At 70.1% G+C, this 23,009-nt stretch carries 23 protein-coding genes and 1 riboswitch; of the genes, 8 read left to right on the forward strand and 15 right to left on the reverse strand.

Annotated elements, in window-relative coordinates; genetic code table 11:
- Positions 1–87: 87 nt before the first annotated feature.
- Both ACE37J_RS17315 and ACE37J_RS17320 read left to right on the forward strand, forming a co-directional pair.
- Entirely contained in the window at positions 88–1,128 is a 1,041-nt protein-coding gene (locus tag ACE37J_RS17315) for an aldo/keto reductase (RefSeq protein WP_409713336.1), read from the forward strand.
- Positions 1,125–1,958 carry an amidohydrolase family protein gene (locus tag ACE37J_RS17320; protein WP_409713339.1) on the forward strand — a complete coding sequence of 278 codons (834 nt, stop codon included), beginning with the start codon at positions 1,125–1,127 and terminating at the stop codon, positions 1,956–1,958. The genes ACE37J_RS17315 and ACE37J_RS17320 overlap by 4 nt, the downstream gene beginning before the upstream one ends.
- Here the strand turns inward: ACE37J_RS17320 and ACE37J_RS17325 are convergent.
- From ACE37J_RS17325 to ACE37J_RS17340, 4 genes are read right to left on the reverse strand one after another with little or no spacing between them, the layout of a single operon-like run.
- Positions 1,946–2,818, reverse strand: a complete 873-nt coding sequence (locus tag ACE37J_RS17325; RefSeq protein WP_409713343.1) for a PfkB family carbohydrate kinase — start codon at positions 2,816–2,818, stop codon at positions 1,946–1,948. The genes ACE37J_RS17320 and ACE37J_RS17325 overlap by 13 nt on opposite strands.
- Complete coding sequence (locus ACE37J_RS17330) at positions 2,815–3,801, reverse strand: TIM barrel protein (protein WP_409713346.1); 987 nt, start codon at positions 3,799–3,801, stop codon at positions 2,815–2,817. Before ACE37J_RS17330 ends, ACE37J_RS17325 begins: the two co-directional genes overlap by 4 nt.
- A 13-nt stretch (positions 3,802–3,814) precedes the next feature.
- Positions 3,815–4,546, reverse strand: coding sequence for a GntR family transcriptional regulator (locus ACE37J_RS17335; RefSeq protein WP_409713349.1), 732 nt, complete (start codon positions 4,544–4,546; stop codon positions 3,815–3,817).
- A gap of 43 nt (positions 4,547–4,589) precedes the next feature.
- On the reverse strand, positions 4,590–5,858 hold the full coding sequence (locus ACE37J_RS17340) for an acyl-CoA dehydrogenase family protein (protein WP_409713352.1): 1,269 nt from the start codon (positions 5,856–5,858) through the stop codon (positions 4,590–4,592).
- A gap of 101 nt (positions 5,859–5,959) precedes the next feature.
- A riboswitch (TPP riboswitch) is annotated at positions 5,960–6,060 on the forward strand.
- Positions 6,061–6,109: 49 nt separating this feature from the next.
- Between ACE37J_RS17340 and thiB the strand changes: the two genes are divergently transcribed.
- Genes thiB through ACE37J_RS17355 form a run of 3 tightly spaced genes read left to right on the forward strand, consistent with a single transcriptional unit; the run spans position 6,110 to position 9,400 of the window.
- A complete protein-coding gene (gene thiB / locus ACE37J_RS17345) occupies positions 6,110–7,096 on the forward strand; it encodes a thiamine ABC transporter substrate binding subunit (RefSeq protein WP_409715457.1) in 987 nt (328 codons plus the stop codon).
- Positions 7,072–8,679, forward strand: coding sequence for a thiamine/thiamine pyrophosphate ABC transporter permease ThiP (locus ACE37J_RS17350; protein ID WP_409713355.1), 1,608 nt, complete (start codon positions 7,072–7,074; stop codon positions 8,677–8,679). Before thiB ends, ACE37J_RS17350 begins: the two co-directional genes overlap by 25 nt.
- Positions 8,666–9,400 (forward strand): ATP-binding cassette domain-containing protein, encoded by a 735-nt coding sequence (locus ACE37J_RS17355; protein WP_409713358.1) that lies wholly within the window; start codon positions 8,666–8,668, stop codon positions 9,398–9,400. The genes ACE37J_RS17350 and ACE37J_RS17355 overlap by 14 nt, the downstream gene beginning before the upstream one ends.
- Here ACE37J_RS17355 and ACE37J_RS17360 read toward each other — a convergent pair.
- The 8 genes from ACE37J_RS17360 to sucC form a co-directional block, all read right to left on the reverse strand.
- Positions 9,358–9,894, reverse strand: coding sequence for an NADPH-dependent FMN reductase (locus ACE37J_RS17360; RefSeq protein WP_409713361.1), 537 nt, complete (start codon positions 9,892–9,894; stop codon positions 9,358–9,360). The two genes, ACE37J_RS17355 and ACE37J_RS17360, sit on opposite strands and share 43 nt — an antisense overlap.
- A 73-nt stretch (positions 9,895–9,967) precedes the next feature.
- A complete protein-coding gene (gene lpdA, locus ACE37J_RS17365) occupies positions 9,968–11,353 on the reverse strand; it encodes a dihydrolipoyl dehydrogenase (RefSeq protein WP_409713364.1) in 1,386 nt (461 codons plus the stop codon).
- Between the two features lie 22 nt (positions 11,354–11,375).
- Entirely contained in the window at positions 11,376–11,765 is a 390-nt protein-coding gene (locus tag ACE37J_RS17370; protein WP_409713367.1) for an MAPEG family protein, read from the reverse strand.
- The gene (locus ACE37J_RS17375; protein ID WP_409713370.1) at positions 11,762–12,244 is read right to left on the reverse strand and encodes a PaaI family thioesterase; all 483 of its coding nucleotides are present in this window, start codon (positions 12,242–12,244) and stop codon (positions 11,762–11,764) included. The genes ACE37J_RS17370 and ACE37J_RS17375 overlap by 4 nt, the downstream gene beginning before the upstream one ends.
- Positions 12,244–13,416, reverse strand: a complete 1,173-nt coding sequence (gene odhB / locus ACE37J_RS17380) for a 2-oxoglutarate dehydrogenase complex dihydrolipoyllysine-residue succinyltransferase (protein ID WP_409713373.1) — start codon at positions 13,414–13,416, stop codon at positions 12,244–12,246. The genes ACE37J_RS17375 and odhB overlap by 1 nt, the downstream gene beginning before the upstream one ends.
- A 14-nt stretch (positions 13,417–13,430) precedes the next feature.
- On the reverse strand, positions 13,431–16,370 hold the full coding sequence (locus ACE37J_RS17385; protein WP_409713376.1) for a 2-oxoglutarate dehydrogenase E1 component: 2,940 nt from the start codon (positions 16,368–16,370) through the stop codon (positions 13,431–13,433).
- A gap of 24 nt (positions 16,371–16,394) precedes the next feature.
- Positions 16,395–17,270 (reverse strand): succinate--CoA ligase subunit alpha, encoded by an 876-nt coding sequence (gene sucD / locus ACE37J_RS17390; protein WP_409713379.1) that lies wholly within the window; start codon positions 17,268–17,270, stop codon positions 16,395–16,397.
- Positions 17,271–17,312: 42 nt separating this feature from the next.
- The gene (gene sucC, locus ACE37J_RS17395; RefSeq protein ID WP_409713382.1) at positions 17,313–18,506 is read right to left on the reverse strand and encodes an ADP-forming succinate--CoA ligase subunit beta; all 1,194 of its coding nucleotides are present in this window, start codon (positions 18,504–18,506) and stop codon (positions 17,313–17,315) included.
- Positions 18,507–18,735: 229 nt separating this feature from the next.
- On the opposite strand from sucC, the gene ACE37J_RS17400 reads away from it, so the two are divergent.
- Together ACE37J_RS17400 and ACE37J_RS17405 are read left to right on the forward strand one after the other, a co-directional pair.
- Positions 18,736–18,990, forward strand: coding sequence for a hypothetical protein (locus tag ACE37J_RS17400; RefSeq protein WP_409713385.1), 255 nt, complete (start codon positions 18,736–18,738; stop codon positions 18,988–18,990).
- Positions 18,991–19,120: 130 nt separating this feature from the next.
- Positions 19,121–19,771 (forward strand): sulfotransferase family 2 domain-containing protein, encoded by a 651-nt coding sequence (locus tag ACE37J_RS17405; RefSeq protein WP_409713388.1) that lies wholly within the window; start codon positions 19,121–19,123, stop codon positions 19,769–19,771.
- A gap of 199 nt (positions 19,772–19,970) precedes the next feature.
- Here the strand turns inward: ACE37J_RS17405 and mdh are convergent, their stop codons facing one another.
- On the reverse strand, positions 19,971–20,933 hold the full coding sequence (gene mdh / locus ACE37J_RS17410; protein WP_409713391.1) for a malate dehydrogenase: 963 nt from the start codon (positions 20,931–20,933) through the stop codon (positions 19,971–19,973).
- A gap of 85 nt (positions 20,934–21,018) precedes the next feature.
- Between mdh and ACE37J_RS17415 the strand changes: the two genes are divergently transcribed.
- Complete coding sequence (locus ACE37J_RS17415; RefSeq protein WP_409713394.1) at positions 21,019–21,783, forward strand: sulfite exporter TauE/SafE family protein; 765 nt, start codon at positions 21,019–21,021, stop codon at positions 21,781–21,783.
- On the opposite strand, the gene ACE37J_RS17420 is transcribed toward ACE37J_RS17415, so the two are convergent.
- Both ACE37J_RS17420 and ACE37J_RS17425 read right to left on the reverse strand, forming a co-directional pair.
- Positions 21,776–22,333: a HupE/UreJ family protein gene (locus ACE37J_RS17420; protein ID WP_409713397.1), complete on the reverse strand. Its 558-nt coding sequence runs from the start codon at positions 22,331–22,333 to the stop codon at positions 21,776–21,778. The two genes, ACE37J_RS17415 and ACE37J_RS17420, sit on opposite strands and share 8 nt — an antisense overlap.
- Positions 22,334–22,418: 85 nt before the next feature.
- Positions 22,419–22,988: a TetR/AcrR family transcriptional regulator gene (locus ACE37J_RS17425; RefSeq protein WP_409713400.1), complete on the reverse strand. Its 570-nt coding sequence runs from the start codon at positions 22,986–22,988 to the stop codon at positions 22,419–22,421.
- Positions 22,989–23,009: the final 21 nt, after the last annotated feature.

Here is a 23,009-nt window from a genome sequence, read left to right on the forward strand (position 1 = left end):
CCTCCCCCCGATCTTCCATCGCCGGGCGCGAAGGGGATGCGCCGGGCCTTGTTTCACACTAGCATGTTAGCCGTCACGGAGGCGGACATGCAATTGAAGACAAGGCGCTGGGACCGGCGCGGCGACGGCGGCCTGAGCTTCACAGAGCTCGGCTTCGGCACCGCGCCGCTCGGCAATCTCTATCGCCCGGTTCCCGAGCCGGAGGCGGAGGCGACGCTGGACGCGGCCTGGGAGGCGGGCGTCCGCTATTTCGACACGGCGCCGCTCTATGGCTTCGGGCTCGCGGAGACGCGGCTCAACCGCTTCCTGCGCGGCAAGCGGCGGGACGATTATGTCCTTTCCACCAAGGTCGGCCGCCTTCTGCGCCCCTGCGCGAAGGGAGAGGAGCGGGACGGGATCGGCAAGTTCTTCGACACGCCGGCGCGCAAGGAGGTTTACGACTACGGGCATGACGGCGTGCTCCGCTCCTTCGAGCATTCGCTGGAGCGGCTGGGGGCGGACCGGGTGGACATCCTCTTCGTCCATGACATCGACATGCGGAACCAGGGTGGGCAGGCGGCGCTCGACGCCCGGCTCGCGGAGTTCATGGCCGGCGGCTACAAGGCGCTTCTCCGCCTTCGGGACGAAGGGGTCATCCGCGCCATCGGCGCCGGGGTGAACGAATGGGAGCCCTGCCAGTGGCTCGCGGAGCGGGGGGATTTCGACCTCTTCCTCCTCGCCGGGCGATACACCTTGCTGGAGCAAGAGGCGCTGGCGAGCTTCCTGCCGATGGCGGAGGCGCGGGGAATCGGGATCGTGCTCGGCGGGCCCTACAATTCCGGCATTCTCGCCACCGGGCCGAAGCCGGGCGCCTTCTACGACTACGCGCCCGCGCCGCAGCCGATCCTCGACCGCGTCGCGCGGATCGAGGCGGTGTGCGCCCGGCATGGCGTGCGGCTGGCGGAGGCCGCGTTCCGGTTCCCGCTTCTCCACCCGGCGGTCGTCTCCGTCATCCCCGGCGGGGCCAGCCCGGCGGAGATGGCGGCGAACGCCCGCGCCGCCTCCGCTGCGATCCCGCCCGCGCTCTGGGCCGAGTTGAAGGCCGAGGGGCTGATGCGCGAAGACGCGCCGACCGGAGGCGCGGCATGAGGATCGACGCGCACCAGCATTTCTGGAACCCGGGCCGCGGCGATTACGGCTGGATGCCGGAGGACGAGCCGATCCTCTTCCGGCCTTACGGGCCCGAAGACCTCCTCCCCGCGCTGGAGGCGGCTGGGGTGGAGGGGACGGTGCTTGTTCAGGCCGCGCCGACCGTCGAGGAGACGGAATACATGCTCGGCATCGCGGACGCCGCGCCCTTCGTCCGCGGCGTCGTCGGCTGGGTGGATTTCGAGCGGGCGGACCACGAAGCCGTGCTGAAGCGCCTCGCCGGGCATCCGAAGTTCAGGGGCGTGCGCCCGATGATCCAGGACCTGCCGGACGACAAATGGATGCACCGGGACGACGTGCAATGGGGCTATCGCGCCGTCATCGAGCATGACCTGACCTTCGACGCGCTCGGCTTTCCCCGCCATCTCGCGCCCTTCCTCGCGCTCCTGAAGCGGTATCCGGAGATGCGGGTCGTGATCGACCATTGCATGAAGCCCGACATCGCGAACCACTCGCCCGAACGCTTCGCGCATTGGGCGGAGGGCATGGCGCGGCTCGCCGGGGAGACGGGGGCGTTCTGCAAGTTCTCCGCCCTCGTCACCGAGGCGAAGCCGGGCTGGACTGTCGAGGACCTTCGTCCCTACGCCGCGCATGTCCTCTCCGTCTTCGGGCCGGAGCGGGTGATGTGGGGGTCGGACTGGCCGGTCTGCCGGCTTCGGGCGGAATATGGCGAGTGGCGCGCGGCGGCGGAGGCGCTGACGGCGCATCTTTCCGCGCCGGACCGCGCGCGGGTCTTCGGCGGGACGGCGGCGGCGTTCTACAGGCTCTGACCGGCGAGGGCGGCCGCCGCCTCCGGCGCGGGCGCCGCGCCCGAGACGAAGAGCGCGGCGGCGGCCTGCCCGAAGCGCGCGGCCTCCGCGAGCGGCGCGCCTCCATGGAGCCGGGCGGCGAGGGCGCCGACGAACATGTCCCCCGCGCCGTGGCTCGACTTCGCGCTTACGGGAAAGGCGGGCGAGGCGGCCACGGCCCCCTCCGCGGCGAGCATGAGCCCCGCCGCGCCGAGGGTGACGATCACGGCGCCCGGCCCCTCGGCGGCGAGGGCGCGGGCCGCGGCCTCGGGAGCCGCCCCGGCGCCCGCCATGTCTTCCGCCTCCACCCGGTTGACCACGAGGATGTCCGTGACAGCCCGGAGCGCGGGGGAGAGCGGGCGGGCCGGCGCTGCGTTCAGGAGCACGCGCGCGCCCATCGCGCGGGCGCGCCGGGCGAGGGCGAGGTTCGCTTCCTCCGGTATCTCGTTCTGGAGGAGGAGGAGGCGGAGGCCGGCGGGCGGCTCGATCTCCGCCGGGTCGATCCTGAGATTGGCGCCTGAGACGATGACCGCGCCATAGCCGCCCGGCTCCTCGATCGCGACGCTCATGCCCGAGGCGCCCGGATCGCGCGCGACGCGGGAGGCGTCCACCCCCGCGGCGACGAGCCCGGCGAGGAGGCGCTCCCCCCATCCGTCCGCCCCGATACGGCCGGCGAAGGCTGTGGGCGCGCCCATGAGCGCGGCGGCGCGGGCCTGGTTGCCGCCCTTGCCGCCCTCCACCTCCCGCACCGCGCCGCCCGCCACCGTCTCGTCCAGCCGCGGCAGGCGGGGGGCGGAGACGACGATGTCGAGATGGAGGGCGCCGCAGACGAGGATGGTCACGGTTCCGGCCCGTAGAGCGCCTCGGCCACGATGCGGAGGCTCGCCGGCGCGTCCTGCGCCGCGATGGCGGCGGCGAGGCGCGCATCGCCCTCCAGCCGCGCGGCGATGCGGCGCATCCGCTCCGCCATCGCCACATTCGCCGCCGCCTCGGCGCAGGGGTCGGCGCCGCCGTGATCGGGGAAGGTGTCGAAATAGATCGCGCCGGAATAGCCGATGCGTCGAAGCTCGACGAAAAGCTCCAGCGTCTGCACGGGATGGACGGAGGCGACCATCAGCCCGTCATCCCGCTTCCCGTAGCCGTCGTTCAGATGGACGCCGAGAAGCCGCGAATGGCGGGCGACGAGGCGCGCGGCGTGGGCCGGCAATTCGTCCGCATAGAGCACATGCGCGAAATCGAGCGTGACGCCGAGATTGGGCGCCCCGGCCTCCTTCACCGCCAGAAGCGTCGTTCCGATATCGGGCATGAGCGAATAGGCGCGGGGCTCGTTCGGCTTGTATTCGATGGCGAGGTCGAGGGCCGGGTCATGCGCGGCGAGGCGCCGGAGGGCGTCGATCGCATCGTCCCACATCCGCCCGTAATCGCCCTGGAACGAGTAATCCACGCCGTCCTGCCCCATCCAGAGCGTCATCAGCCGCCCGCCCATCTCCGCCAGCGCGTCGAGCCCGCGGCGCGTGAGGTCGATGGCCGCCTCCCGCACCGTCCGGTCCGGGTTGGTGAAGGCGCCGAGGCGGAGCGCCGGGTCCGCGCCGTAGCGCATGGCGAGGCCGTTGAGCGCCAGCCCCTCCCGCGCCAGCAGGGCGGCGGCCTCGGCGGGCGCGTGATCCGCGAAATGGTCGGGATAGTTCAGGTCCGCCGCGTCGATTCCCTCCACAGAGGCGGCGCGGGCCAGCATCTCGGCGAGGCCGGGACGGCCCTGAAGGCCGATCCGGAAGGCGTTGAGCCGGGCGGCGTAAAGCGGCTTCGGCTCGGGCGGGGCTGTCATGTCTGTCTCCGGCTCATTCGGGCGCGAAGAGGCCCGGATCGGTTTCGGCGAGGCGTTCGAGCTGCGCGAGGAGCTGGCCGAGATGCGCGCGCGTCGCCGCCTCCGCCGCCTCCGGGTCCCGCGCTTCGAGCGCGGCGAGGATGGCGCGGTGCTCCGCGATCGTCGCCTCCGCGCGCCCCGGCGCCGGCAGCATCATCCGCCGCGCCCGGTCCACGTTCACCCAGGCGGAGCGGGTGAGGGGGACGAGCCGGCGGAAGCCGGTGAAGGAAAGGATCAGCTCGTGCATCGCCGCATCCTCGGCGAAGAAGCCCGAAAGGTCCCCGTCCGCCACCAGAAGCTCCTGAAGGCGCAGGACGCGGCGCAGCTCCGTCAGCTGCGCCTCCGTCGCGGCGGCGGCGACGCGGCGGATGGCGGCGACCTCCAGCGCCTCGCGGAGGAACGCGCCCTCCCTTATGTCGGCAAGGGAGAAGCGGGCGACATAGGTTCCGGCCTGCGGCGCGACGACGACGAGCCCCTCCCCGGCCAGTTTCGCGATGGCCTCCGAGACCGGGCTGCGGGAGACGCCGAGGCGGGCGCAAAGCTCGGCCTTCCGCAGCGTCTCCCCCGGCGCGAGCGCGAGGGTCAGGATCGCCTCGCGAAGCGTGGCGTGGACGCGCTGCCCGAGCGAGCCCGCGAAGGCGGAAAGCGGCCGGATCGCGGGCGCTTCCGCGCCGCCCTCCGGTTCTCTCTCCAGCGCGCTTGGCATGCTAACATGCTAGCCGCGGCCCCGCCGCTGTCAACGACCGGGCTCAGGCGGGAGCCGCGCGGCCCCAGTCCGCCGGGACCCAGTTGGAGACGCCGCCGCGCTGGTTCGCCTCCGCCTGGCGGCGATATTCGAGCCGGGCGAGCTGGTCCCTGTGCACCTCGTCCGGCCCGTCCGCGAGCCGCAGCAGGCGGGCGGTGGCGTAGGCGTTCGCCATGCCGAAATCGTTGCTCGTGCCGCCGCCGCCAAAGGCCTGGATCGCCCAGTCCGTGACCTGGCAGGCCATGTTCGGGACCGCGACCTTGATCATCGCGATCTCGGCCTTAGCCGCCTTGTTCCCGACCGTATCCATCATGTGCGCGGCGCGGAGGGTGAGGAGGCGGGCCTGCTCGATCAAGATCCGCGCCTCGGCCACCCGCTCCCGCGTCACGGACTGTTCGGAGACGGGCTTGCCGAAGGCGACGCGCTGGGAGGTGCGGAGGCACATCTTCGCCAGCGCGCGCTCCGCCAGCCCGATGAGCCGCATGCAATGGTGGATGCGCCCCGGCCCGAGCCGGCCCTGCGCGATCTCGAAGCCGCGCCCCTCACCCAGCAGCATGTTGGAGGCGGGCACGCGGACATTCTCGAACACCACCTCCGCCGCCCGGTCCGGCACGCCGTAGAAGCCGAAGATCGGCAGGGCGCGCGTCACCGTCACGCCCGGCGTCGCCTTCGGGACGAGGATCATGGATTGCTGGCTGTAGGTGGGGGCGGCCGGGTCCGTCTTCCCCATGAAGATGATGATCTCGCAGCGCGGGTCGGTCGCCCCGGTCGTATACCATTTCCGGCCATTGATGACGTATTCGTCCCCGTCCCGCACGATCGCGCTCTCGATGTTGCGGGCGTCGGAGGAGGCGACGTCCGGCTCCGTCATCGCGAAGGCGGAGCGGATTTCGCCGGCCAGAAGCGGCTTCAGCCAGCGCTCCTGCTGTTCCTTCGTGCCGTAGCGGGCGAGCACCTCCATGTTGCCGGTGTCGGGCGCCGAGCAGTTGAAAAGCTCGGGCGCGAGCGGGGAACGGCCCATGATCTCGCAGAGCGGGGCGTATTCGAGATTGGTCAGGCCCGGCCCATGTTCCGATTCCGGCAGGAAGAGGTTCCAGAGACCGGCTTCGCGCGCCAGCGGCTTCAGCGCCTCGACGACGGGGAGGACGGCCCAGGGGCCGAGTTCCTCCGCCTCCCGCGCATGGCGGGCCTCGTTCGGGTAGACATGGGCCTCCATGAAGTCCAGCAGGCGGGCTTCCAGCGCCTCGGTGCGGGGGGATTTCTCCGGGATCATCGCGCATCCTCCTTTTTTCGGCGATGCTCTGCCCGTGGCGCCCGGTCCGCAAGAGCGCGGGAGGGCCCGGATTGACGCACCCCGCCGCCTGCCCTAGCTTCGGCCTCGCCTCGGGGTGCGGCGAAGGCCGCTGAGATGCGCAAGCGAACCCGATGAACCTGAACCGGATCATGCCGGCGTAGGGAAGGCGTGGCGATCATCCCGTCCCGAACCTCCTTGCGCCGCAGCGAATGGAGGATTCCTTGAAGACCATGAATCTCGCCGCTGCGGCTTTTGCACTCGCCCTTGCGGGCGGAGCGGCCGCTCAGGAAAAGCTCGTCGTCTACACCTATGACAGCTTCGTCACCGAATGGGGCCCCGCCCCGAAGATCGAGGCGAATTTCGAGGCGATATGCGGCTGCGACCTCGAAATCGTCGCGGCGGGGGACGGCGCCGCGCTCCTCGGTCGCGTGCAGCTCGAAGGCGCGGGGACGGAGGCGGACATCGTGCTCGGCCTCGATTCCAACCTCGTCGCCGCCGCGGCGGAGACCGGGCTTTTCGCGCCGCACGGGCTCACGCCGGAGACGGACACGCCGGGCGGCTGGGCCGACCCTCTGTTCCTGCCCTATGACTGGGGCTGGTTCGCCTTCGTCCATGACAAGACCCGGCTCCCGGAGGCGCCGACGAGCTTCGAGGCGCTGATCGCGGCGCCGGAGGAGGTGACCATTGTGATCCAGGACCCGCGCTCCTCCTCCCCCGGCCTCGGCCTCCTCCTCTGGGTGAAGGCCGCCTACGGGGACCGGGCGCCGGAAATCTGGGAGGCGCTCGCGCCCCGCATCGTCACCGTGACGAAGGGCTGGTGGGAGGCCTATTCGATGTTCCTCGAAGGGGAGGCGATGATGGCGCTCTCCTACACCACCTCGCCCGCCTATCACGCCATCGCGGAGGGGGACGACACGAAGGCCGCCGCGATGTTCGAGGAGGGGCACTACATGCAGGTCGAGGTCGCGGGCGTGCTGAAGGGGACAGACCAGCCGGAGCTTGCCGCGCGCTTCATGGCCTTCATGCTTGAGGAAGGCTTCCAGTCCGTCATCCCGGAAACCAACTGGATGTATCCGGCGAAGACGCCGCCGGGCGGCCTGCCCGAAGGCTTCGCCGCGCTGCCGGTTCCGGCGAAGACGCTGGCCTTCCCGCCCGAGGAAGCCCGAACGATGCGGGAGGAGGCGCTGGCCGAATGGCTGGAGGCGCTGAGCCGGTGATCGCGGCCGCGCGCCCCCCGGCCGGGCCGCTCGTCTGGCTGGCGGGGGGCGCGGCGCTCGCCCTCGTCCTCGCGCTCACGCTCGGAGCGGTGGCGCTCGTCGCGCTGCGGGCGGAGGGGGCGGGGGCGCTGACTGCGCCCGATCTCCGGGCGCTGCGCTTCACCGCCTGGCAGGCCTTCCTCTCCGCCGCGCTTTCGGTTCTGCTCGCCATCCCGCTCGCGCGGGCGCTGGCGCGGCGGCGCTTTCCGGGGCGGGGGGCGCTCGTGAGCCTTCTGGGCGCGCCGTTCCTCCTGCCGGTCATCGTCGCCATTCTGGGCGTCATCGCGATCTGGGGGCGTTCGGGATGGGTGAATGACGGGCTCGGGGCGCTCGGGGCGCCGCGGATCGACGTCTACGGACTGCCGGGCGTGCTGCTCGCCCATGTCTTCTTCAACCTGCCGCTGGCGACGCGGCTGATCCTGCAGGGCTACGCCGAGATTCCGGCGGAGCGCTGGCGCCTCGCCGCGCAGCTCGGGATCGAGGGGCGCGCGCTCTTCCGCCTGCTCGAAGCGCCGATGCTGCGCGCGGTGGCGCCGGGGGCTTTCGCGCTCGTCTTCCTGATCTGCGCCACCAGCTTCGCCGTCGCCCTCGCGCTCGGCGGCGGGCCGCGGGCGACGACGCTGGAGCTGGCGATCTACCAGGCGATGCGGTTCGATTTCGACCTCGGGCGGGCGGCGCTGCTGGCGGCGTTGCAATTCGCGCTCTGCCTCGGCCTCGCGCTCCTCGCCGCCGGGCTTTCCGCGCCCGCGGCCTTCGGGCCGGGCTTCGGCGCGGCGCCGGAGCGGTGGGACGGGCGGGGCGGGATGGCCCGCGCGGCGGATGCGGCGCTGATCGGGCTCGGCGCGGTCTTTCTCCTTTCGCCGCTCCTCGCCGCATTCCTCCACGGGATTCCGGGGCTCGGTTCGATGGGCGCGGGCGTATGGGCGGCGGCGGGGCGGTCGCTGATCGTGGCGCTTGTGGCGGCGGCGCTTTCGCTCTCGCTTGCGGGGGCGCTGGCCGGGCTCATCGTCGCGCTCGAAGCGCGATGGGCGGCGGCGGGTCGGCTGGCGGAGGCGCTTGGGCTCCTGACGCTCGCCGTCTCTCCCTTCGTCGCCGGGGTCGCGCTCTTTCTCGCGCTCCGGCCCTTCATATCGCCGGTCTCGGCCGCGCTGCCGCTCGTCGCCTTCGTCAACGCGCTGATGGCGCTGCCCTTCGCGCTGCGGCTCCTGCTGCCGCCGCTCCGGGAGGCGGCGCGGGACTACGGGCCGCTCGCCGCCTCGCTCGGCATGGGGGCGGGTGCGCGGCTCCGGCTCGTCTGGCTGCCGCGGCTCCGCCGGCCGCTCGGCTTCGCGGGCGGGGTGGCGGCGGCCCTGGCGATGGGGGATCTCGGGGTCGTCGCGCTCTTTTCCGCGCCGGGGGCGCCGACGCTGCCGCTCTACATGTACGGCCTGATCTCTGCGCACCGGCTGGAGGCGGCCGGGGGAGTCGCGCTCCTCCTCGCCGGGCTCAGCTTCGGGCTTTTCGCGGCCTTCGACGCATGGGGGCGCGCCCGTGATCCGGCTTGAGGGCGCCGAGGCGCGGCGGGGCGCGTTCCGGCTCCGCGCCGATTTCGCGCTCGCTCGCGGCGCGCATCTGACGCTCATCGGCCCCTCGGGCGGGGGCAAGAGCACGCTCCTGAACCTCGTCGCCGGCTTTGTCCCCCTCTCGGCGGGGCGGCTTCTTCTCGACGGGCGGGAGATGGGGCGGGCGGCGCCGGCGGAGCGGCCCGTCACGATGCTCTTTCAGGAGCACAACCTCTTTCCCCATCTCGACGCCGCGGCGAATGTCGGGCTGGGCGTCCATCCCGGCCTCCGGCTATCCGCGGCGGACCGGGCGCGCGTCTCCGCCGCATTGGCGGAGGTCGGGCTCGAAGGGCTCGGCCCCCGGATGCCGGCGGACCTTTCGGGCGGGCAGCGCCAGCGCGTCGCCATCGCCCGCGCCCTGCTGCGGGACCGGCCGATCCTGCTGCTGGACGAGCCCTTCGCCGCGCTCGGCCCGGCGATGCGGGCGGAGATGCTGGGGCTCGTCGCCGCGCTCAGGGAGGGGCGGGGCATGACGGTCGTCATGTCCACGCATGACCCGGACGAGGCGCGGCGCGCGGGCGGGCTCGCTTCCTTCGTGGTGGAGGGAGAGGTTTCGGGCCCCGCGCCGGTCTCCGCCCTGCTGGACGCGCCGCCGCCCGCGCTCGCCGCCTATCTCGGCGCTCAGGAAATCGCGCGGAGCGCCGCCATCAGGCCGGCGACGTAGCCGCGGGTCTTCGCGTCCACGAGCCGGCCTTCGGCGAAGAGGCCCTCGGACCCGTTCGATCCGACATGGACCTGCGGCGCGGCGAGCACGCGGCAGTCGAACGGCGTGAGGCAATGCCGGAGCGAGAATTGCGAGAGCTGCCCGCCCGCCGCGCCCGCGGTGGCGGACATGATGGCGACGGGCTTGCCCTTCAGCGGGCCGGGGCTGAAGCGGCTCTGCCAGTCCAGCGCGTTCTTCAGCGCGCCGGAGAGGTTCTTGTTGTATTCGGGCGTGGAGATCACCACCCCGTCCGCCGCGCGGATCGCCTCGACGAAGGCGAGGACCTTCGGCGGATAGCCCGCATCCTCGACATCGCCGTTGTAGAGCGGCAGGTCGATATCGGCGAGGGTGAAGGCGACGTCGTCCCCCGCCAGCTCCCCCGCGGCGCGGACGAGCGCGGTGTTGGTGGAGGCGCGCCGCAGCGCGCCGGAAATGCCGAGCAGGCGATAGGTCATGGCGAGGTCCTTCGGGTTGGCCCGCGCGATCTGGTCGCTGTCGCGCCGCGGCGCGCGCAAGATCGCGTGAGGTTCAGAAATGAATCGCGCCGTCGCCCGCCGCCAGCGCCGCCTCGCGCACCGCCTCCGAATAGGTCGGGTGCGCATGGCAGGTGCGGGCGATGTCCGCCGCCGTCGCGCCCATCTCCATGCCGACGCAGATCTCGTGGATGAGGTCCCCCGCCGCCGGGCCGATGATATGGGCGCCGAGGAGCTGCCCCGTCTTCGCGTCGGCCAGCAGCTTCACGAAACCGTCGGAGACGAGATTGGCCTTGGCGCGGCCGTTGGCAATGAAGGGGAACTTGCCGGCCTTGTAGTCCCGCCCCTGCGCCTTCAGCGCCTCTTCCGTCACGCCGACCGAGGCGACTTCGGGCATCGTGTAGATGACGCCGGGGATGACGGCGTAGTTGACGTGTGACTTGCCCTTCGCGATCTCCTCCGCCACGGCCATGCCCTCGTCCTCCGCCTTGTGGGCGAGCATCGGGCCCTCGGTGACGTCGCCGATGGCGTAGAGGCCGGGGATGTTGGTGCGAAAGCGTGCGTCGGTCATCACCACGCCGCGCTCCATGGCCACGCCCAGCTCTTCGAGCCCGAGGCCCTTCGTGTAGGGGCGCCGCCCGGTGGCGACGAGAACCACGTCGGCGTCCAGCTGATGCTCGGACCCGTCCTTCCGGCGCTGGAAGGCGACCTTCAGCTTGGTCTTGAGCGTCTCGACCCCGGTGACGGCGGCGCCGAGCTCGAAGGCGATGCCCTGCTTTTTCAGGATCTTCCGGAATTCCCGCGCGACCTCGCCATCCTGCCCCGGCGTGATCTCGTCCAGATACTCGATCACGGTGACCTCGGAGCCGAGGCGCTTCCAGACCGAGCCGAGTTCGAGCCCGATCACGCCGCCGCCGATGACGACGAGCTTCTTCGGAACCTTCGGCAGGTCGAGCGCGCCGGTGGAGGAGACGATGCGCTCCTCGTCGATCTCGAGGAAGGGGAGAGTCGCGGGTTCGGAGCCGGTGGCGATGACGATGTTCTTCGCCTTGTGCGTCTCCTCCCCGACCTTCACCTCGCCGGGGGCGGGGATGGAGGCCCAGCCCTTGATGTAGTCGACCTTGTTCTTCTTGAAGAGAAACTCGATCCCCTTCGTGTTCGCCTCGATCACGCCCTTCTTGTGGGCGTGCATCCGGGGCAGATCGACGGAGACAGATTTGGCGACGATCCCCATCTTCGCGAAGCTCGTCTCCGCCTCGTGCAGCATCTCCGAGGCATGGAGCATCGCCTTGGAGGGGATGCAGCCGACATTGAGGCAGGTGCCGCCGAGGGCGCCGCGGCCCTCCACGCAGCCGACCTTGAGCCCGAGCTGCGCCGCGCGGATCGCAGCGACATAGCCGCCGGGGCCGCCGCCGATGATGATGAGATCGTATTCGGCCATGTCGGCCTCCCTCGGTTCAGCGTTAGACCAGCGCAGACGCCAGCATCGCGACGGTGGCGAAGAACCCGGCAGCCCAGATGACGGAGCGCCAGGGCGCCCAGCCGAAGGCATAGGCCGGGACGTAGAGCACGCGGGCGGCGAGATAGATCCAGGCGCAGGCGGCGGTGTAGCCCGTGGCCTGCCCGCCGAGCGTCACCACGACGACCGCGATGGTGAAGAGGATCAACCCCTCGAAATGGTTGTTCATCGCCCGCTGCATCCGCCCGGCGACGCCCTTGAGCGCGAGCGGCTCGTCCCGCGGCCCCATCGTCTTGTCCGGCCCGAGCTGCCGGTTGGCGGGGACGGCCATGAGCATGAACTGCACGACCTGGAGGAGCGCGGCGAGGGCGAGGGCGGTGAGTTCGGGGGTCATCGCCGCGACCCCGCCGTAAGCATTGCGAGGTCGAGCCTCCGGCCCGTCGCGAGCACGGTCCCGCACAGCGTTGCGGCGCCCCTGTCGAGAACGAACACGTCCGCCGCGCCGACGCAGGTCGTCTTGCCGGTCTGGAGCACGCGGCCGACGGCGCGCAGCCTTGAGCCGCGGCTGAGGCCGAGCATCTTCACGGTGAAATCCATTGTGGACATGGCGGAGCCCCGCGGCAGCGCGGAGGAGACAGACGTCATCGCCGCCATGTCGCCAAGCGCTCCGACCGAGCTTGCGGCGAAGGCGCCGGGCGGAGCCTCGAAGGCGGGCGTGAGCGGAGCTTCAAGCGTCACGGAGCCCGGCTCCACGCTCACGATCTCGACCTGCAGCGCGTTGAAGAACGGCATTCCCCCGAGGAGACTCGCTATGTCGCCTTGCGTCGAGAGTATCGCCGCGACGTCCTCTGCGGCGGTTTCATGCGCCGTCATCACAAATCCATCAGCAACCTGCGCGGATCCTCCAGCGCCTCCTTCACGCGGACGAGGAAGGTCACCGCCTCCTTCCCGTCCACGATCCGGTGGTCGTAGGAGAGGGCGAGATACATCATCGGGCGCGCGACGATCTGGCCGCCGACGACCATCGGCCGGTCCATGATCTTGTGCATGCCGAGGATGCCGGATTGCGGGGGGTTGAGGATCGGGGAGGACATCAGCGAGCCGTAGATGCCGCCGTTCGAGATCGTGAACGTCCCGCCCTGCATATCCCCCATCGTCAGCTTGCCGTCGCGGGCCTTCACGCCGAGATCGTTGATCGTCTTCTCGATCGCGGCGAAGCCCATCTCGTGCGCGTTCCGCACGACGGGGACGACGAGGCCCGTCGGCGTGCCGACGGCGACGCCCATATGGACGAAGTTCTTGTAGACGACATCCGTCCCGTCGATCTCCGCGTTCACCGCGGGAACCTCCAGCAGGGCGTGGACGCAGGCCTTGGTGAAGAAGGACATGAAGCCGAGCTTCACGCCGTGCTTCTTCAGGAACTCGTCCTTGTATTCGTTGCGAAGCGCCATGATCGCGCCCATGTCCACCTCGTTGTAGGTGGTGAGCATGGCGGCGGTGTTCTGCGCGTCCTTCAGCCTGCGGGCGATGGTCTGGCGCAGGCGCGTCATCCGCACACGCTCCTCCCGCGCCGCGTCCTCCGCCGGAACCGGGGCGCGCGGGGCGCTCGTCGCGGCCGGGGCGGGCGCGGAGGTTGCGTGGACGGGGGCCGAGGCGGCGGCGGGGGCCGGGCCGCGCGCGGCTTCGGCCAGAACTTCCGTCTTGGACTTCGCGTCGCCCGCCGGGGCTGGGGCCGGGGCGGGCGCGGGGGCCTCGGCCTTCGGCTCCGGCTTCGCCTCCGCCTTCGGCGCAGGGGCGGCGCCCTCGGCGCCCTCGATCAGGAGCGCGAGAAGGGCGTCCCGCCCCACCGTCTCGCCTTCCTTCGCCACGATCTCGTCGAGCCGGCCGGCGGCGGGCGCCGGCACCTCGATGGCGACCTTGTCGGTCTCCAGCTCCACCAGCGGCTCGTCGGCGGCGACGGCGTCCCCCGCCTTCTTCAGCCACTTGCCGACCGTCGCCTCCGTCACGCTCTCGCCGAGCGTCGGCACGCGGATTTCGATGCTCATGCCGTGATCCTCTCTCAGCCCGTCAGCGCGTCGGAGACGAGCTTTTCCTGTTCATGCTTGTGCTGCGCCGCGAGGCCGGTCGCCGGCGAGGCGGAGGCGTTGCGGCCGGCATAGCGGGCGCGGCCCTGCTTCGCGCCGATCCGCTCCAGCACCCATTCGATGTTCGGCTCGACGAAGCTCCACGGGCCCTGGTTCTTCGGCTCCTCCTGGCACCAGACGATCTCCGCCTTCTTGAAGCGGGTCAGCTCCTTGGTGAGGGAGAGCGCGGGGAAGGGGTAGAGCTGTTCGAGCCGGAGGAGATAGACGTCGTCCAGCCCCGCCGCGTCCCGCGCCTCGAGAAGATCGTAATAGACCTTGCCGGAGCAGATGACGACGCGCTTGATCCTGTCGTCCTTCTTGAGCTTCACGGTCGAGCCGCCGCCCATCTCCGCATCGTCCCAGAGGACGCGGTGGAAGCTCGAATCCGGCCCCATCTCCTCGATCTTCGAGACGCAAAGCTTGTGCCGCAGCAGGCTCTTCGGCGTGAAGAGCACCAGCGGCTTCCGGAAGTTGCGGTGCAGCTGCCGGCGCAGGATGTGGAAATAGTTGGAGGGCGTGGTGCAGTTGGCCACGATCCAGTTGTCTTCCGCCGAAAGCTGGAGGAACCGCTCGATCCGCGCGGAGGAATGCTCCGGCCCCTGGCCCTCGTAGCCGTGCGGCAGCAGCATCACGAGGCCGGACATGCGGAGCCATTTCCGCTCGCCCGGGCAGATGAACTGGTCGATCATGATCTGGGCGCCGTTGGCGAAGTCGCCGAACTGCGCCTCCCAGAGCGTCAGGCCGTTCGGCTCCGCCAGCGTGTAGCCGTATTCGAAGCCGAGCACGGCGTATTCGGAGAGCATCGAGTCGATCACCTCGAACTCGGCCTGCCCCTCCCGGATGTTCTTCAGCGGGTAGTAGCGCTCTTCCGTCTGCTGGTCGATGATGCCGGAATGGCGCTGGGAGAAGGTGCCGCGCGTGCAGTCCTGCCCCGAAAGCCGCACGGGGAAGCCTTCGAGCTGGAGCGCGCCGAAGGCCAGCGCCTCCGCCGTCGCCCAGTCGATCCCCTTGCCCGTCTCGAACATCTTCGCCTTGTCGGCGAAGATGCGCTCCACGGTCTTGTGCGCGTTGAAGCCCTCCGGAATGCGGGAGAGCGCGGCGCCGACCTCGCGCAGCCGGTCGAGCGGGACGCCGGTGACGCCGCGCTGATACTCCTCCGCCCCGGCGCCGAGATGCTTCCAGCGGCCGTCCAGCCAGTCCGCCTTGTTGGGGCGATAGACTTTCCCGGCCTCGAACTCCTCGTTCAGCAGGGCCTGGAACTCCGCCTTCATCTGGTCGACCTCGCCTTCGGCGATCAGGTCGTCCTTCACCAGCGTCTCGGCGTAGAGCTGCAGCGTCGTCTTGTGCTTCTTGATCTGCCGGTACATTTCCGGCTGCGTGAACATCGGCTCGTCGCCCTCGTTATGGCCGAAGCGGCGATAGCAGAAGATGTCGAGCACCACGTCCTTGTGGAATTTCTGCCGGAACTCGGTGGCGATGCGCGCGGCGTGCACCACCGCCTCCGGATCGTCGCCGTTCACGTGGAAGATCGGCGCCTCCACCATCAGCGCGATGTCGGTCGGATAGGGGGAGGAGCGGGAATTGTGCGGGGCGGTGGTGAAGCCGATCTGGTTGTTGACGATCAGGTGGATCGTCCCGCCCGTCCGGTGCCCGCGCAGGCCGGAAAGGCCGAAGCATTCCGCGACCACGCCCTGCCCGGCGAAGGCCGCGTCGCCGTGGAGGAGGATGGGCAGGACCTCCGTCCGCTCCCGGTCGCCGATCTGCTCCTGCTTGGCGCGCGCCTTGCCGAGGACGACGGGGTTCACCGCCTCGAGATGCGAGGGGTTGGCGGTGAGCGAGAGGTGGACGGAATTGCCGTCGAACTCCCGGTCGGAGGAGGCGCCGAGATGGTATTTCACGTCGCCCGAGCCCGCCACGTCGTCCGGCTTGAAGCTGCCGCCCTGGAACTCGTTGAAGATCGCGCGATAGGGCTTGCCCATCACGTTGGCGAGCACGGAGAGCCGACCGCGATGCGGCATGCCGATGATGATGTCCTTCACCCCGAGCGCGCCGCCGCGCTTGATGATCTGCTCCATCGCGGGGATCAGCGCCTCGCCGCCGTCGAGGCCGAAGCGCTTGGTTCCGAGATACTTGACGCCGAGGAACTTCTCGAAGCCCTCGGCCTCCACCAGCTTCTGCAGGATCGCCTTCCGGCCCCGCTTGGTGAAGGCGATCTCCTTGCCGTAGCCCTCGATCCGCTCCTTCAGCCAGCCGGCCTGCTCGCCGTCGGAGATGTGCATGTACTGGAGAGCGAAGGTGCCGCAATAGGTGCGCTTCACGATCGCCGTGATCTCGCGCATCGAGGCGAATTCGAGCCCGAGGACGTTGTCGATGAAGATCGGGCGGTCCATGTCCCCCGCCGAAAAGCCGTAGCTCGCCGGTTCGAGCTCGGGGTGGCTCGCGGGCGGCGTGAGCTTCAGAGGGTCGAGATCGGCGGCGAGATGGCCGCGGATGCGGTAGGCGCGGATCAGCATCAGCGCGCGGAGAGAGTCGAGCACCGCGGTGCGGACCTGCGCCTCGGTCAGCGCCGCGCCCTTGGCCTGCGCCTTGGCGGCGACCTTGTCGGCCAGCTCCTTCGGGCTCCGCTCCGTCGGCCACTGCCCGTCCATCGCGGAGACGAGATCGCCGCCGCGGGTCGGCGGCCAGTCGCTTCGCGCCCAGGAGGGGCCGGCGGGCGCCGCATCCTCGCCGAGCGAGCGGAAGAAGGCGCCCCAGGCCTCGTCCACCGCGCCGGGGTCCGCCTGGTAGCGGGCGTAGAGCTGTTCGACATAAAGGGCGTTATGCCCCTGCAGGAAGGACGAGTTCTGGAAGAGCTCGTTCGGGGATTGCTCGGTCATGTCGCTCTCTCGCCCTTTGTCAGGTCAGCGCCCCATCGCCTTCAGGATCGCGGCCCCCAGCCCGGCGGGGCTGTCGGCCACGGTGTATCCGGCGGATTTCATCGCCTCGATCTTGTCCTCCGCGCCGCCCTTGCCGCCGGAGATGATCGCCCCGGCATGGCCCATGCGCCGGCCCGGAGGGGCCGTGCGGCCGGCGATGAAGCCGGCCATCGGTTTCTTGACACGGTTCTGCTTAACGAAGTCCGCAGCGTCCTCCTCGGCGGAGCCGCCGATCTCGCCGATCATGATGATCGCCTCGGTCTCGTCATCCGCCAGCAGCAGCTCCAGCGCGTCGACGAATTCGAAACCCTTGATCGGGTCGCCGCCGATGCCGATGCAGGTGGACTGGCCGAGGCCCGCCGCCGTCGTCTGCCCCACCGCCTCATAGGTCAGCGTGCCGGAGCGGGAGACGATGCCGATCCGCCCGCGGCGGTGGATATGGCCGGGCATGATGCCGATCTTGCATTCGTCCGGCGTGATGACGCCGGGGCAGTTCGGGCCGATGAGAGTCGAATTCGAGCCCTGCAGCGCTCGCTTCACCTTCATCATGTCCATCACCGGGATGCCCTCGGTGATGCAGACGATGAGCTCGATTTCCGCGTCGATGGCTTCGAGGATCGCATCGGCGGCGAAAGGCGGGGGGACGTAGATGGCCGAGGCGTTGGCGCCCGTCGCCTCCCGCGCGTCCGCCACAGTGTCATAGACGGGGAGGCCGATATGCGTCGTCCCGCCCTTTCCGGGCGTGACGCCGCCGACCATCTTCGTGCCGTAGGCGATCGCCTGTTCGGAGTGGAAGGTGCCCTGCGAGCCCGTGAGGCCCTGGCAGATCACCTTGGTGTTCTTGTCTACGAGAACGGCCATGAGGGCCCCCTGTTCAAATCACTGCCGGTCCGGAGCGGGCCCTCAGCCCTTCACCGCCTTTACGATCTTCTGCGCCGCATCCGCGAGGTCGTCCCCCGAGGTGATGTTGAGGCCGGATTCCGCGAGGATCTTCTTGCCGAGCTCCACATTCGTCCCTTCGAGCCGGACGACGAGCGGGACCTGGAGGCCTACCTCCTTCACCGCGGCGATCACGCCCTCGGCGATCACGTCACAGCGCATGATCCCGCCGAAGATGTTGACGAGGATGCCCTTCACGTTCGGGTCAGACGTGATGATCTTGAAGGCTTCCGTCACCTTCTCCTTCGTCGCGCCGCCGCCCACATCGAGGAAGTTGGCGGGCTCGGAGCCGTAGAGCTTGATGATGTCCATCGTCGCCATCGCGAGGCCGGCGCCGTTCACCATGCAGCCGATCTCGCCGTCGAGCGCGATGTAGTTGAGGTCGAATTTCGAGGCCTGAAGCTCCTTCGGGTCCTCCTCCGTCTCGTCGCGGAGCGCCATGATCTCGGGGTGGCGGTAGAGCGCGTTCGAGTCGAAGTTCATCTTGCAGTCGAGGCAGACGACATCGCCGGCCTTGTTGACGATCAGCGGGTTGATCTCGAGCAGGCTGCAATCCTTCTCGGTGAAGAGCTGGTAGAGCTTCGTGACGAGCGTGACGCACTGCTTCACCGCCTTGCCCGTCAGCCCGAGCGCGAAGGCGACGCGGCGGCCGTGGAAGGGCTGCACGCCGGAGGCGGGATCGACGGAGAAGGTCAGGATCTTTTCCGGCGTGTCATGCGCCACCGCCTCGATGTCCATCCCGCCTTCGGTGGAGACGATGAAGGAGACGCGGGAGGTTTCCCGGTCCACCAGCAGGGCGAGGTAGAGTTCGGTCTCGATGTCCGAGCCGTCCTCGATGTAGACGCGGTTGACCTGCTTGCCCGCCGGGCCGGTCTGATGCGTGACGAGGGTGCGGCCGAGCATCCGCTCCGCCTCCTCCGCCGCCTCCTCGACCGATTTGGCGATGCGGACGCCGCCCTTCGGCCCGGCCGAGTCCTCCTTGAAGGAGCCCTTGCCGCGGCCGCCCGCATGGATCTGCGCCTTGACGACCCAGATCGGCCCGTCGAGCGCGCCGGCCTGTGTCTTGGCCTCCTCGGCCCGCGTCACCGCGCGGCCGTCGGATACGGGCAGCCCGTATTCCTTGAGGAGGTGCTTCGCCTGATATTCGTGAATGTTCATGGGGTTCGGTCCGTCGCCAGATCATCGACCCCGCGGGGCCAGCGCCACTCGGCGGCGCCCCGCAGCGCGCCGTGTCCGCATCGCATAAGCCGCTCGCCGCCAGTTCGCAACGAAAATGACCGTGATTTTTTGGTAACTACCCGTTCGGGCGGTATCAGACCCTCCGGGGCGCGCGCCGGGCGCGCGTCGTTGACAGCCCGGCAAGCGTCTGAAACACAAACCATGCTGGATGACGAAGGAAACGCTCATGCCGCTGGCGACGATCAACGGGCAGGTCTTCTTCATCCATGTCCCGAAATGCGGCGGCGCCAGCGCGGGGGGCTTTCTCGCCCGGCATGGCGCACGCGCGCCGAACGGCCCGAAACGGCGCCGTGAGAAGCGCAGAGTTCGGGGCCTGCGGTTCCGGAGCGACTTCGCGCTGCGGCGGGTCCCGTGCTCGCCGCCATACGCCGCGCTCACGCGCCGCCACCATGCGCTTGACTGAGACCCGCGCGGAAACCGAACGAAACACGATGCCCACTCCTCTCGTTCAGAAAGTCTTGCGCCTCGTCCGGAGAGCCTCTGTCCGGTTCCTGTCTCCGGTTGTCGCGCGGCTCCGCGGCGTGAATGAGGGCGTGGTCCGCCGCGAGATCCTCTATGCCATGCTCGAGATCGAGGGGCCCGACCCGGAGGTCTGGGCGGGCCCGATCTTCATCCATGTCCCGAAGGCGGCCGGGTCCAGCATCCTGGCGACCGGGGTCAAGTCGACGCCGGGGCACAAGCCGCTGTCCTTCTACCTGCGCCACCGTCCGAAGGGCGTGAAGATGCCCGTGACCTTCGCCGTGGTGCGCCATCCGGTCGACCGTTACATCTCGGCCTTCTATTTCCTGCGCGGAGGCGGCATCAACCCGCAAGACGCCCATTGGGCCGCCCGCCACATCCCGCCGGAGATGGACCACAACGCCTTCGCCGAACGGCTGGCGGAGCGGCCGGACTACCTGCGCCAACTGCACCTGCAGCCGCAGGCGCCGATGCTGACCGACGGGGCGGGGAACATCGCCGTCGACCACGTCCTGCGGATCGAGTCGCTGCGCGCGGACTGGCCCGCCTTCGCCGAAGCCCACGGGCTGGCGCCCGACCTGCCGGAGAAGAACACGGGCGCCGCCCATCCGGGAGGCCGCCCACCGCCGACGACGGAGCGCTGCCTCGAGATCCTGCGCCGGGTCTACGCCGCGGATTTCGCCAAGCTCGGCTACACCGGGGAGAGCGCGGCGAAGACGCCGTGACAGCCGGAGACGAAGGTCGGCCGCATTGCGGAGAGGCTGGTATCGGGGCGGAAGAGGCGACGATCCGGTAGAGCCGGACCTGCCTGCGGCGATCGTCTGTTCGCCGGAGACCGGACAGGCGATCCGCGACTTCCACGCCGCGGATCATGCCCCGTTCGAGAGGCGGCGCGCCGCCCGCCGGTGAGCGGGCGGCGGCGGCTCAGGCCAGCGCGCCGTCGATGTCCTTGCAGGCGGCGACGAGGCCCTTCACGGCGTTGACGGACTTGTCCATCATCTCCTGCTCGGCCTTGTCGAGCTTGATGTCGATGACCTTCTCGACGCCGCCGGCGCCGATGATCGTCGGCACGCCGACATACATGCCGTCGAGCCCGTAGGCGCCCTCGACCCAGGCGGCGCAGGGCAGGACGCGCTTCTGGTCCTTCAGGAAGGCTTCCGCCATCTCGATGGCCGAGGCGGCGGGGGCGTAGAAGGCGGAGCCAGTCTTCAGCAGGGCGACGATCTCGGCCCCGCCGTCGCGCGTACGCTGCACGATCGCGTCGAGCTTCTCCTGCGTCGTCCAGCCCATCTTCACGAGATCGGGGAGCGGGATGCCGGCCACGGTGGAGTAGCGGGTCAGCGGCACCATCGTGTCGCCGTGCCCGCCGAGCACGAAGGCGGTGACGTCCTTCACCGAGACCTCGAACTCCTCGGCGAGGAAATAGCGGAAGCGCGCCGAATCGAGCACGCCCGCCATGCCGCAGACCATGTGCTTCGGCAGGCCGGAAAATTCGCGCAGCGCCCAGACCATCGCGTCGAGCGGGTTGGTGATGCAGATCACGAAGGCGCCCGGCGCATGTTCGGCGATGCCCTCGCCGACGGCCTTCATCACCTTGAGATTGATGCCGAGAAGGTCGTCACGGCTCATGCCGGGCTTGCGCGGCACGCCGGCGGTGACGATGCAGACATCGGCGCCCGCAATGTCCGCATAGGAATTCGCGCCCTTCAGCTTCGCGTCAAACCCGTCCACCGGGCTCGATTCCGCGATGTCGAGCGCCTTGCCCTGCGGCGTGCCCTCGGCGATGTCGAATAGGACGATGTCGCCCATTTCCTTCAGGCCGGCGAGGTGGGCGAGCGTGCCGCCGATCTGGCCGGCGCCGATGAGCGCGATTTTCGGTCGTGACATGGAAGCGGGCCTTTCCTGGACTCCGTGAAGGTCGCGGGCCTGAATACGCCTTGCCCCCCGCGCTCGCAAGTGAGAAGCCGGCGGCATGGTCGAAGCCGGAGCCGCCTTCTGGGCGGCGGCGATTCCGGCCGTCCTCCTCGCCGGAATCTCAAAGGGCGGGTTCGGGGGCGGGCTCGGATTCGCCGCCACGCCGCTCATCGCGCTCGCCGCCGGGCCGGCGGCGGCGGCGGCGATCATGCTGCCGCTGCTCATCCTCATGGACCAGGTCGGGATCGTCTCCTACTGGCGGCGCTGGAGCCTCGCCGCCGCGCTCCCGGCCATCGCCGCCGCCGCCCTCGGGATCGGCGCGGGGGCGCTGGCCTTCGGTTCCGTGCCGCCGGACGCGCTGCGCCTCGCGCTCGGGCTCATCGCGCTGACCTTCGTCGCCTTCCAGTTCGCGCAGCGCGCCGGCTGGCGGCCGCGCGCCGGGGGGCGGCGACCGCTCCGCGCCGCGATCTGGGGCTGGGCGGCGGGCTTCACCTCGACGATCAGCCATGCCGGCGGCCCGCCGATCACGCTCTATCTCCTTGGCGAGCGGCTGGAGAAGACGGCCTTCCAGGCCTCGACGATCCTCATCTTCTGGGCGATCAACCTGATGAAGATCGGGCCCTACGCCGCGATTGGCGTGCTCGACCTCTCCACGCTCTCGCGCTCGCTCAGCCTCGCCCCGGCCGCCTTCGCCGGGGTGTTGATCGGCGTCTGGGCGCACCGGCATGTGCCGGAGCGGCTTTACTTCGGGATGATGGTCGTCCTCCTCGGCGTCACCGGCGCGAAGCTGGCCTGGGACGGGGCGATGGGCCTTCTCAGCTGAGGGCCAGCGCCGCGCCCGCCGCCGCCGTGAGCGCGCCGAGCGCGCGCGCGCCGGCTCCCGACAGCGCCCGCGCGAGCCCGAACCCCGCGAGATGCAGGCCCGCCGTCGCAAGCGCGAAGCCGAGCCCGAAGGCCAGCGCGCCGGCGCCGCCGATCTCCCCGCCATGCGCATGGCCGTGGAAGAGCGCGAAGAGCCCGGCGAGCCCCGCCGCGGCGGCGGGCGGCAGCTTCAGCGCCAGCGCGGCGACGAGTCCGAAGGCGACGATGGAGGCGAGGATCATCGGCTCAGCCGCCGGCAGCGCCATGCCCGCGAGCGCGAGCGCATAGCCCGCGACCATCGCGAGGACGAAGGTCGCGGGCGCCGCCAGCGTCGCCCGCCCGCCGATCATCCCCGCCCAGAGGCCGACCACGACCATCGCCAGGACATGATCGAGCCCGAAGAGCGGATGCGTCGCCCCCGCCATGAACGACCCGTATTCCCCGTGCGGCAGATGCGCGAGCGCGGGCGAGGCGAGGAGGATGAGGGGCAGGGCGAAGGCGGCGCGGTTCATGTCTGTCTCCCGGTTGGCGTCACGGAAGTGAAGCACGGGGCGTCTTGACCGGCAACGAGGATTTCGCAGTTGCGAAACCGTTTGCTCAGCCTTTCGCCCGCACCCCGCGGAAGACCAGCTGAAGCACGCCCTCGAATTCCGGCATGATCGTGGACTTGTCCCGCCATTCGGCGAGGCATTGCGGCATCTGGAAGGCCTTCAGGCAGTGCATCAGGTCCACCGCCGTCTCCGGCATGGGCGCGCGGGCGAAAGCGCCTGCGTCCATCCCCTCTGCAAGCTCCGCCTCGACCCTTGCGCGTTTCCAGGCGATGTGCCGGTCGAGCACATGGCGCGGTCCGTCCTCGGCGCAGAGGAATTCGCAAAGCTCCATGATCTTCGGCGTGCGGTCCATCATCGCCAGCATGTTGAGCAGCCCCGCCCGAAACAACGCCTTGACCCGTTCCTCCGGATCGGTTTCGGAGGCGACCGCGGCGAGCATGGCGGACCGGCTGTCGGCGAAGAACGCCTCGATCACGGCGACGCCGATCGCCTGCTTGTTTCGGTAATAGCGGTAGAGGTTGCCCGGCGACATGCCCGCCCGTTCCGCGATGTCGGCCATCGAGGTCTTCGAGAAACCGTAATGCGCGAAGAGGTCCTCCGCATGGCGGAGGATCATCGCCCGCGTCTCGTCCGCATG

Source organism: Pikeienuella sp. (assembly GCF_046290545.1).
Classification (GTDB): domain Bacteria; phylum Pseudomonadota; class Alphaproteobacteria; order Rhodobacterales; family Rhodobacteraceae; genus Pikeienuella.

Excerpts from the sequence above, each read along its gene's own strand:
- ACE37J_RS17320 (WP_409713339.1), top strand. The coding sequence starts at position 1,125 with ATGAGGATCGACGCGCACCAGCATTTCTGGAACCCGGGCCGCGGCGAT.
- ACE37J_RS17375 (WP_409713370.1), bottom strand. The coding sequence starts at position 12,244 with ATGACGGCGCATGAAACCGCCGCAGAGGACGTCGCGGCGATACTCTCG.
- mdh (WP_409713391.1), bottom strand. The coding sequence starts at position 20,933 with ATGTCACGACCGAAAATCGCGCTCATCGGCGCCGGCCAGATCGGCGGC.
- ACE37J_RS17400 (WP_409713385.1), top strand. The coding sequence starts at position 18,736 with ATGACGAAGGAAACGCTCATGCCGCTGGCGACGATCAACGGGCAGGTC.
- ACE37J_RS17330 (WP_409713346.1), bottom strand. The coding sequence starts at position 3,801 with ATGACAGCCCCGCCCGAGCCGAAGCCGCTTTACGCCGCCCGGCTCAAC.
- sucC (WP_409713382.1), bottom strand. The coding sequence starts at position 18,506 with ATGAACATTCACGAATATCAGGCGAAGCACCTCCTCAAGGAATACGGG.
- sucD (WP_409713379.1), bottom strand. The coding sequence starts at position 17,270 with ATGGCCGTTCTCGTAGACAAGAACACCAAGGTGATCTGCCAGGGCCTC.
- lpdA (WP_409713364.1), bottom strand. The coding sequence starts at position 11,353 with ATGGCCGAATACGATCTCATCATCATCGGCGGCGGCCCCGGCGGCTAT.
- ACE37J_RS17340 (WP_409713352.1), bottom strand. The coding sequence starts at position 5,858 with ATGATCCCGGAGAAATCCCCCCGCACCGAGGCGCTGGAAGCCCGCCTG.
- thiB (WP_409715457.1), top strand. The coding sequence starts at position 6,110 with ATGAATCTCGCCGCTGCGGCTTTTGCACTCGCCCTTGCGGGCGGAGCG.
- ACE37J_RS17360 (WP_409713361.1), bottom strand. The coding sequence starts at position 9,894 with ATGACCTATCGCCTGCTCGGCATTTCCGGCGCGCTGCGGCGCGCCTCC.
- ACE37J_RS17385 (WP_409713376.1), bottom strand. The coding sequence starts at position 16,370 with ATGACCGAGCAATCCCCGAACGAGCTCTTCCAGAACTCGTCCTTCCTG.
- ACE37J_RS17335 (WP_409713349.1), bottom strand. The coding sequence starts at position 4,546 with ATGCCAAGCGCGCTGGAGAGAGAACCGGAGGGCGGCGCGGAAGCGCCC.
- ACE37J_RS17415 (WP_409713394.1), top strand. The coding sequence starts at position 21,019 with ATGGTCGAAGCCGGAGCCGCCTTCTGGGCGGCGGCGATTCCGGCCGTC.
- ACE37J_RS17420 (WP_409713397.1), bottom strand. The coding sequence starts at position 22,333 with ATGAACCGCGCCGCCTTCGCCCTGCCCCTCATCCTCCTCGCCTCGCCC.
- ACE37J_RS17425 (WP_409713400.1), bottom strand. The coding sequence starts at position 22,988 with ATGATCCTCCGCCATGCGGAGGACCTCTTCGCGCATTACGGTTTCTCG.
- ACE37J_RS17350 (WP_409713355.1), top strand. The coding sequence starts at position 7,072 with ATGGCTGGAGGCGCTGAGCCGGTGATCGCGGCCGCGCGCCCCCCGGCC.
- ACE37J_RS17370 (WP_409713367.1), bottom strand. The coding sequence starts at position 11,765 with ATGACCCCCGAACTCACCGCCCTCGCCCTCGCCGCGCTCCTCCAGGTC.
- odhB (WP_409713373.1), bottom strand. The coding sequence starts at position 13,416 with ATGAGCATCGAAATCCGCGTGCCGACGCTCGGCGAGAGCGTGACGGAG.
- ACE37J_RS17315 (WP_409713336.1), top strand. The coding sequence starts at position 88 with ATGCAATTGAAGACAAGGCGCTGGGACCGGCGCGGCGACGGCGGCCTG.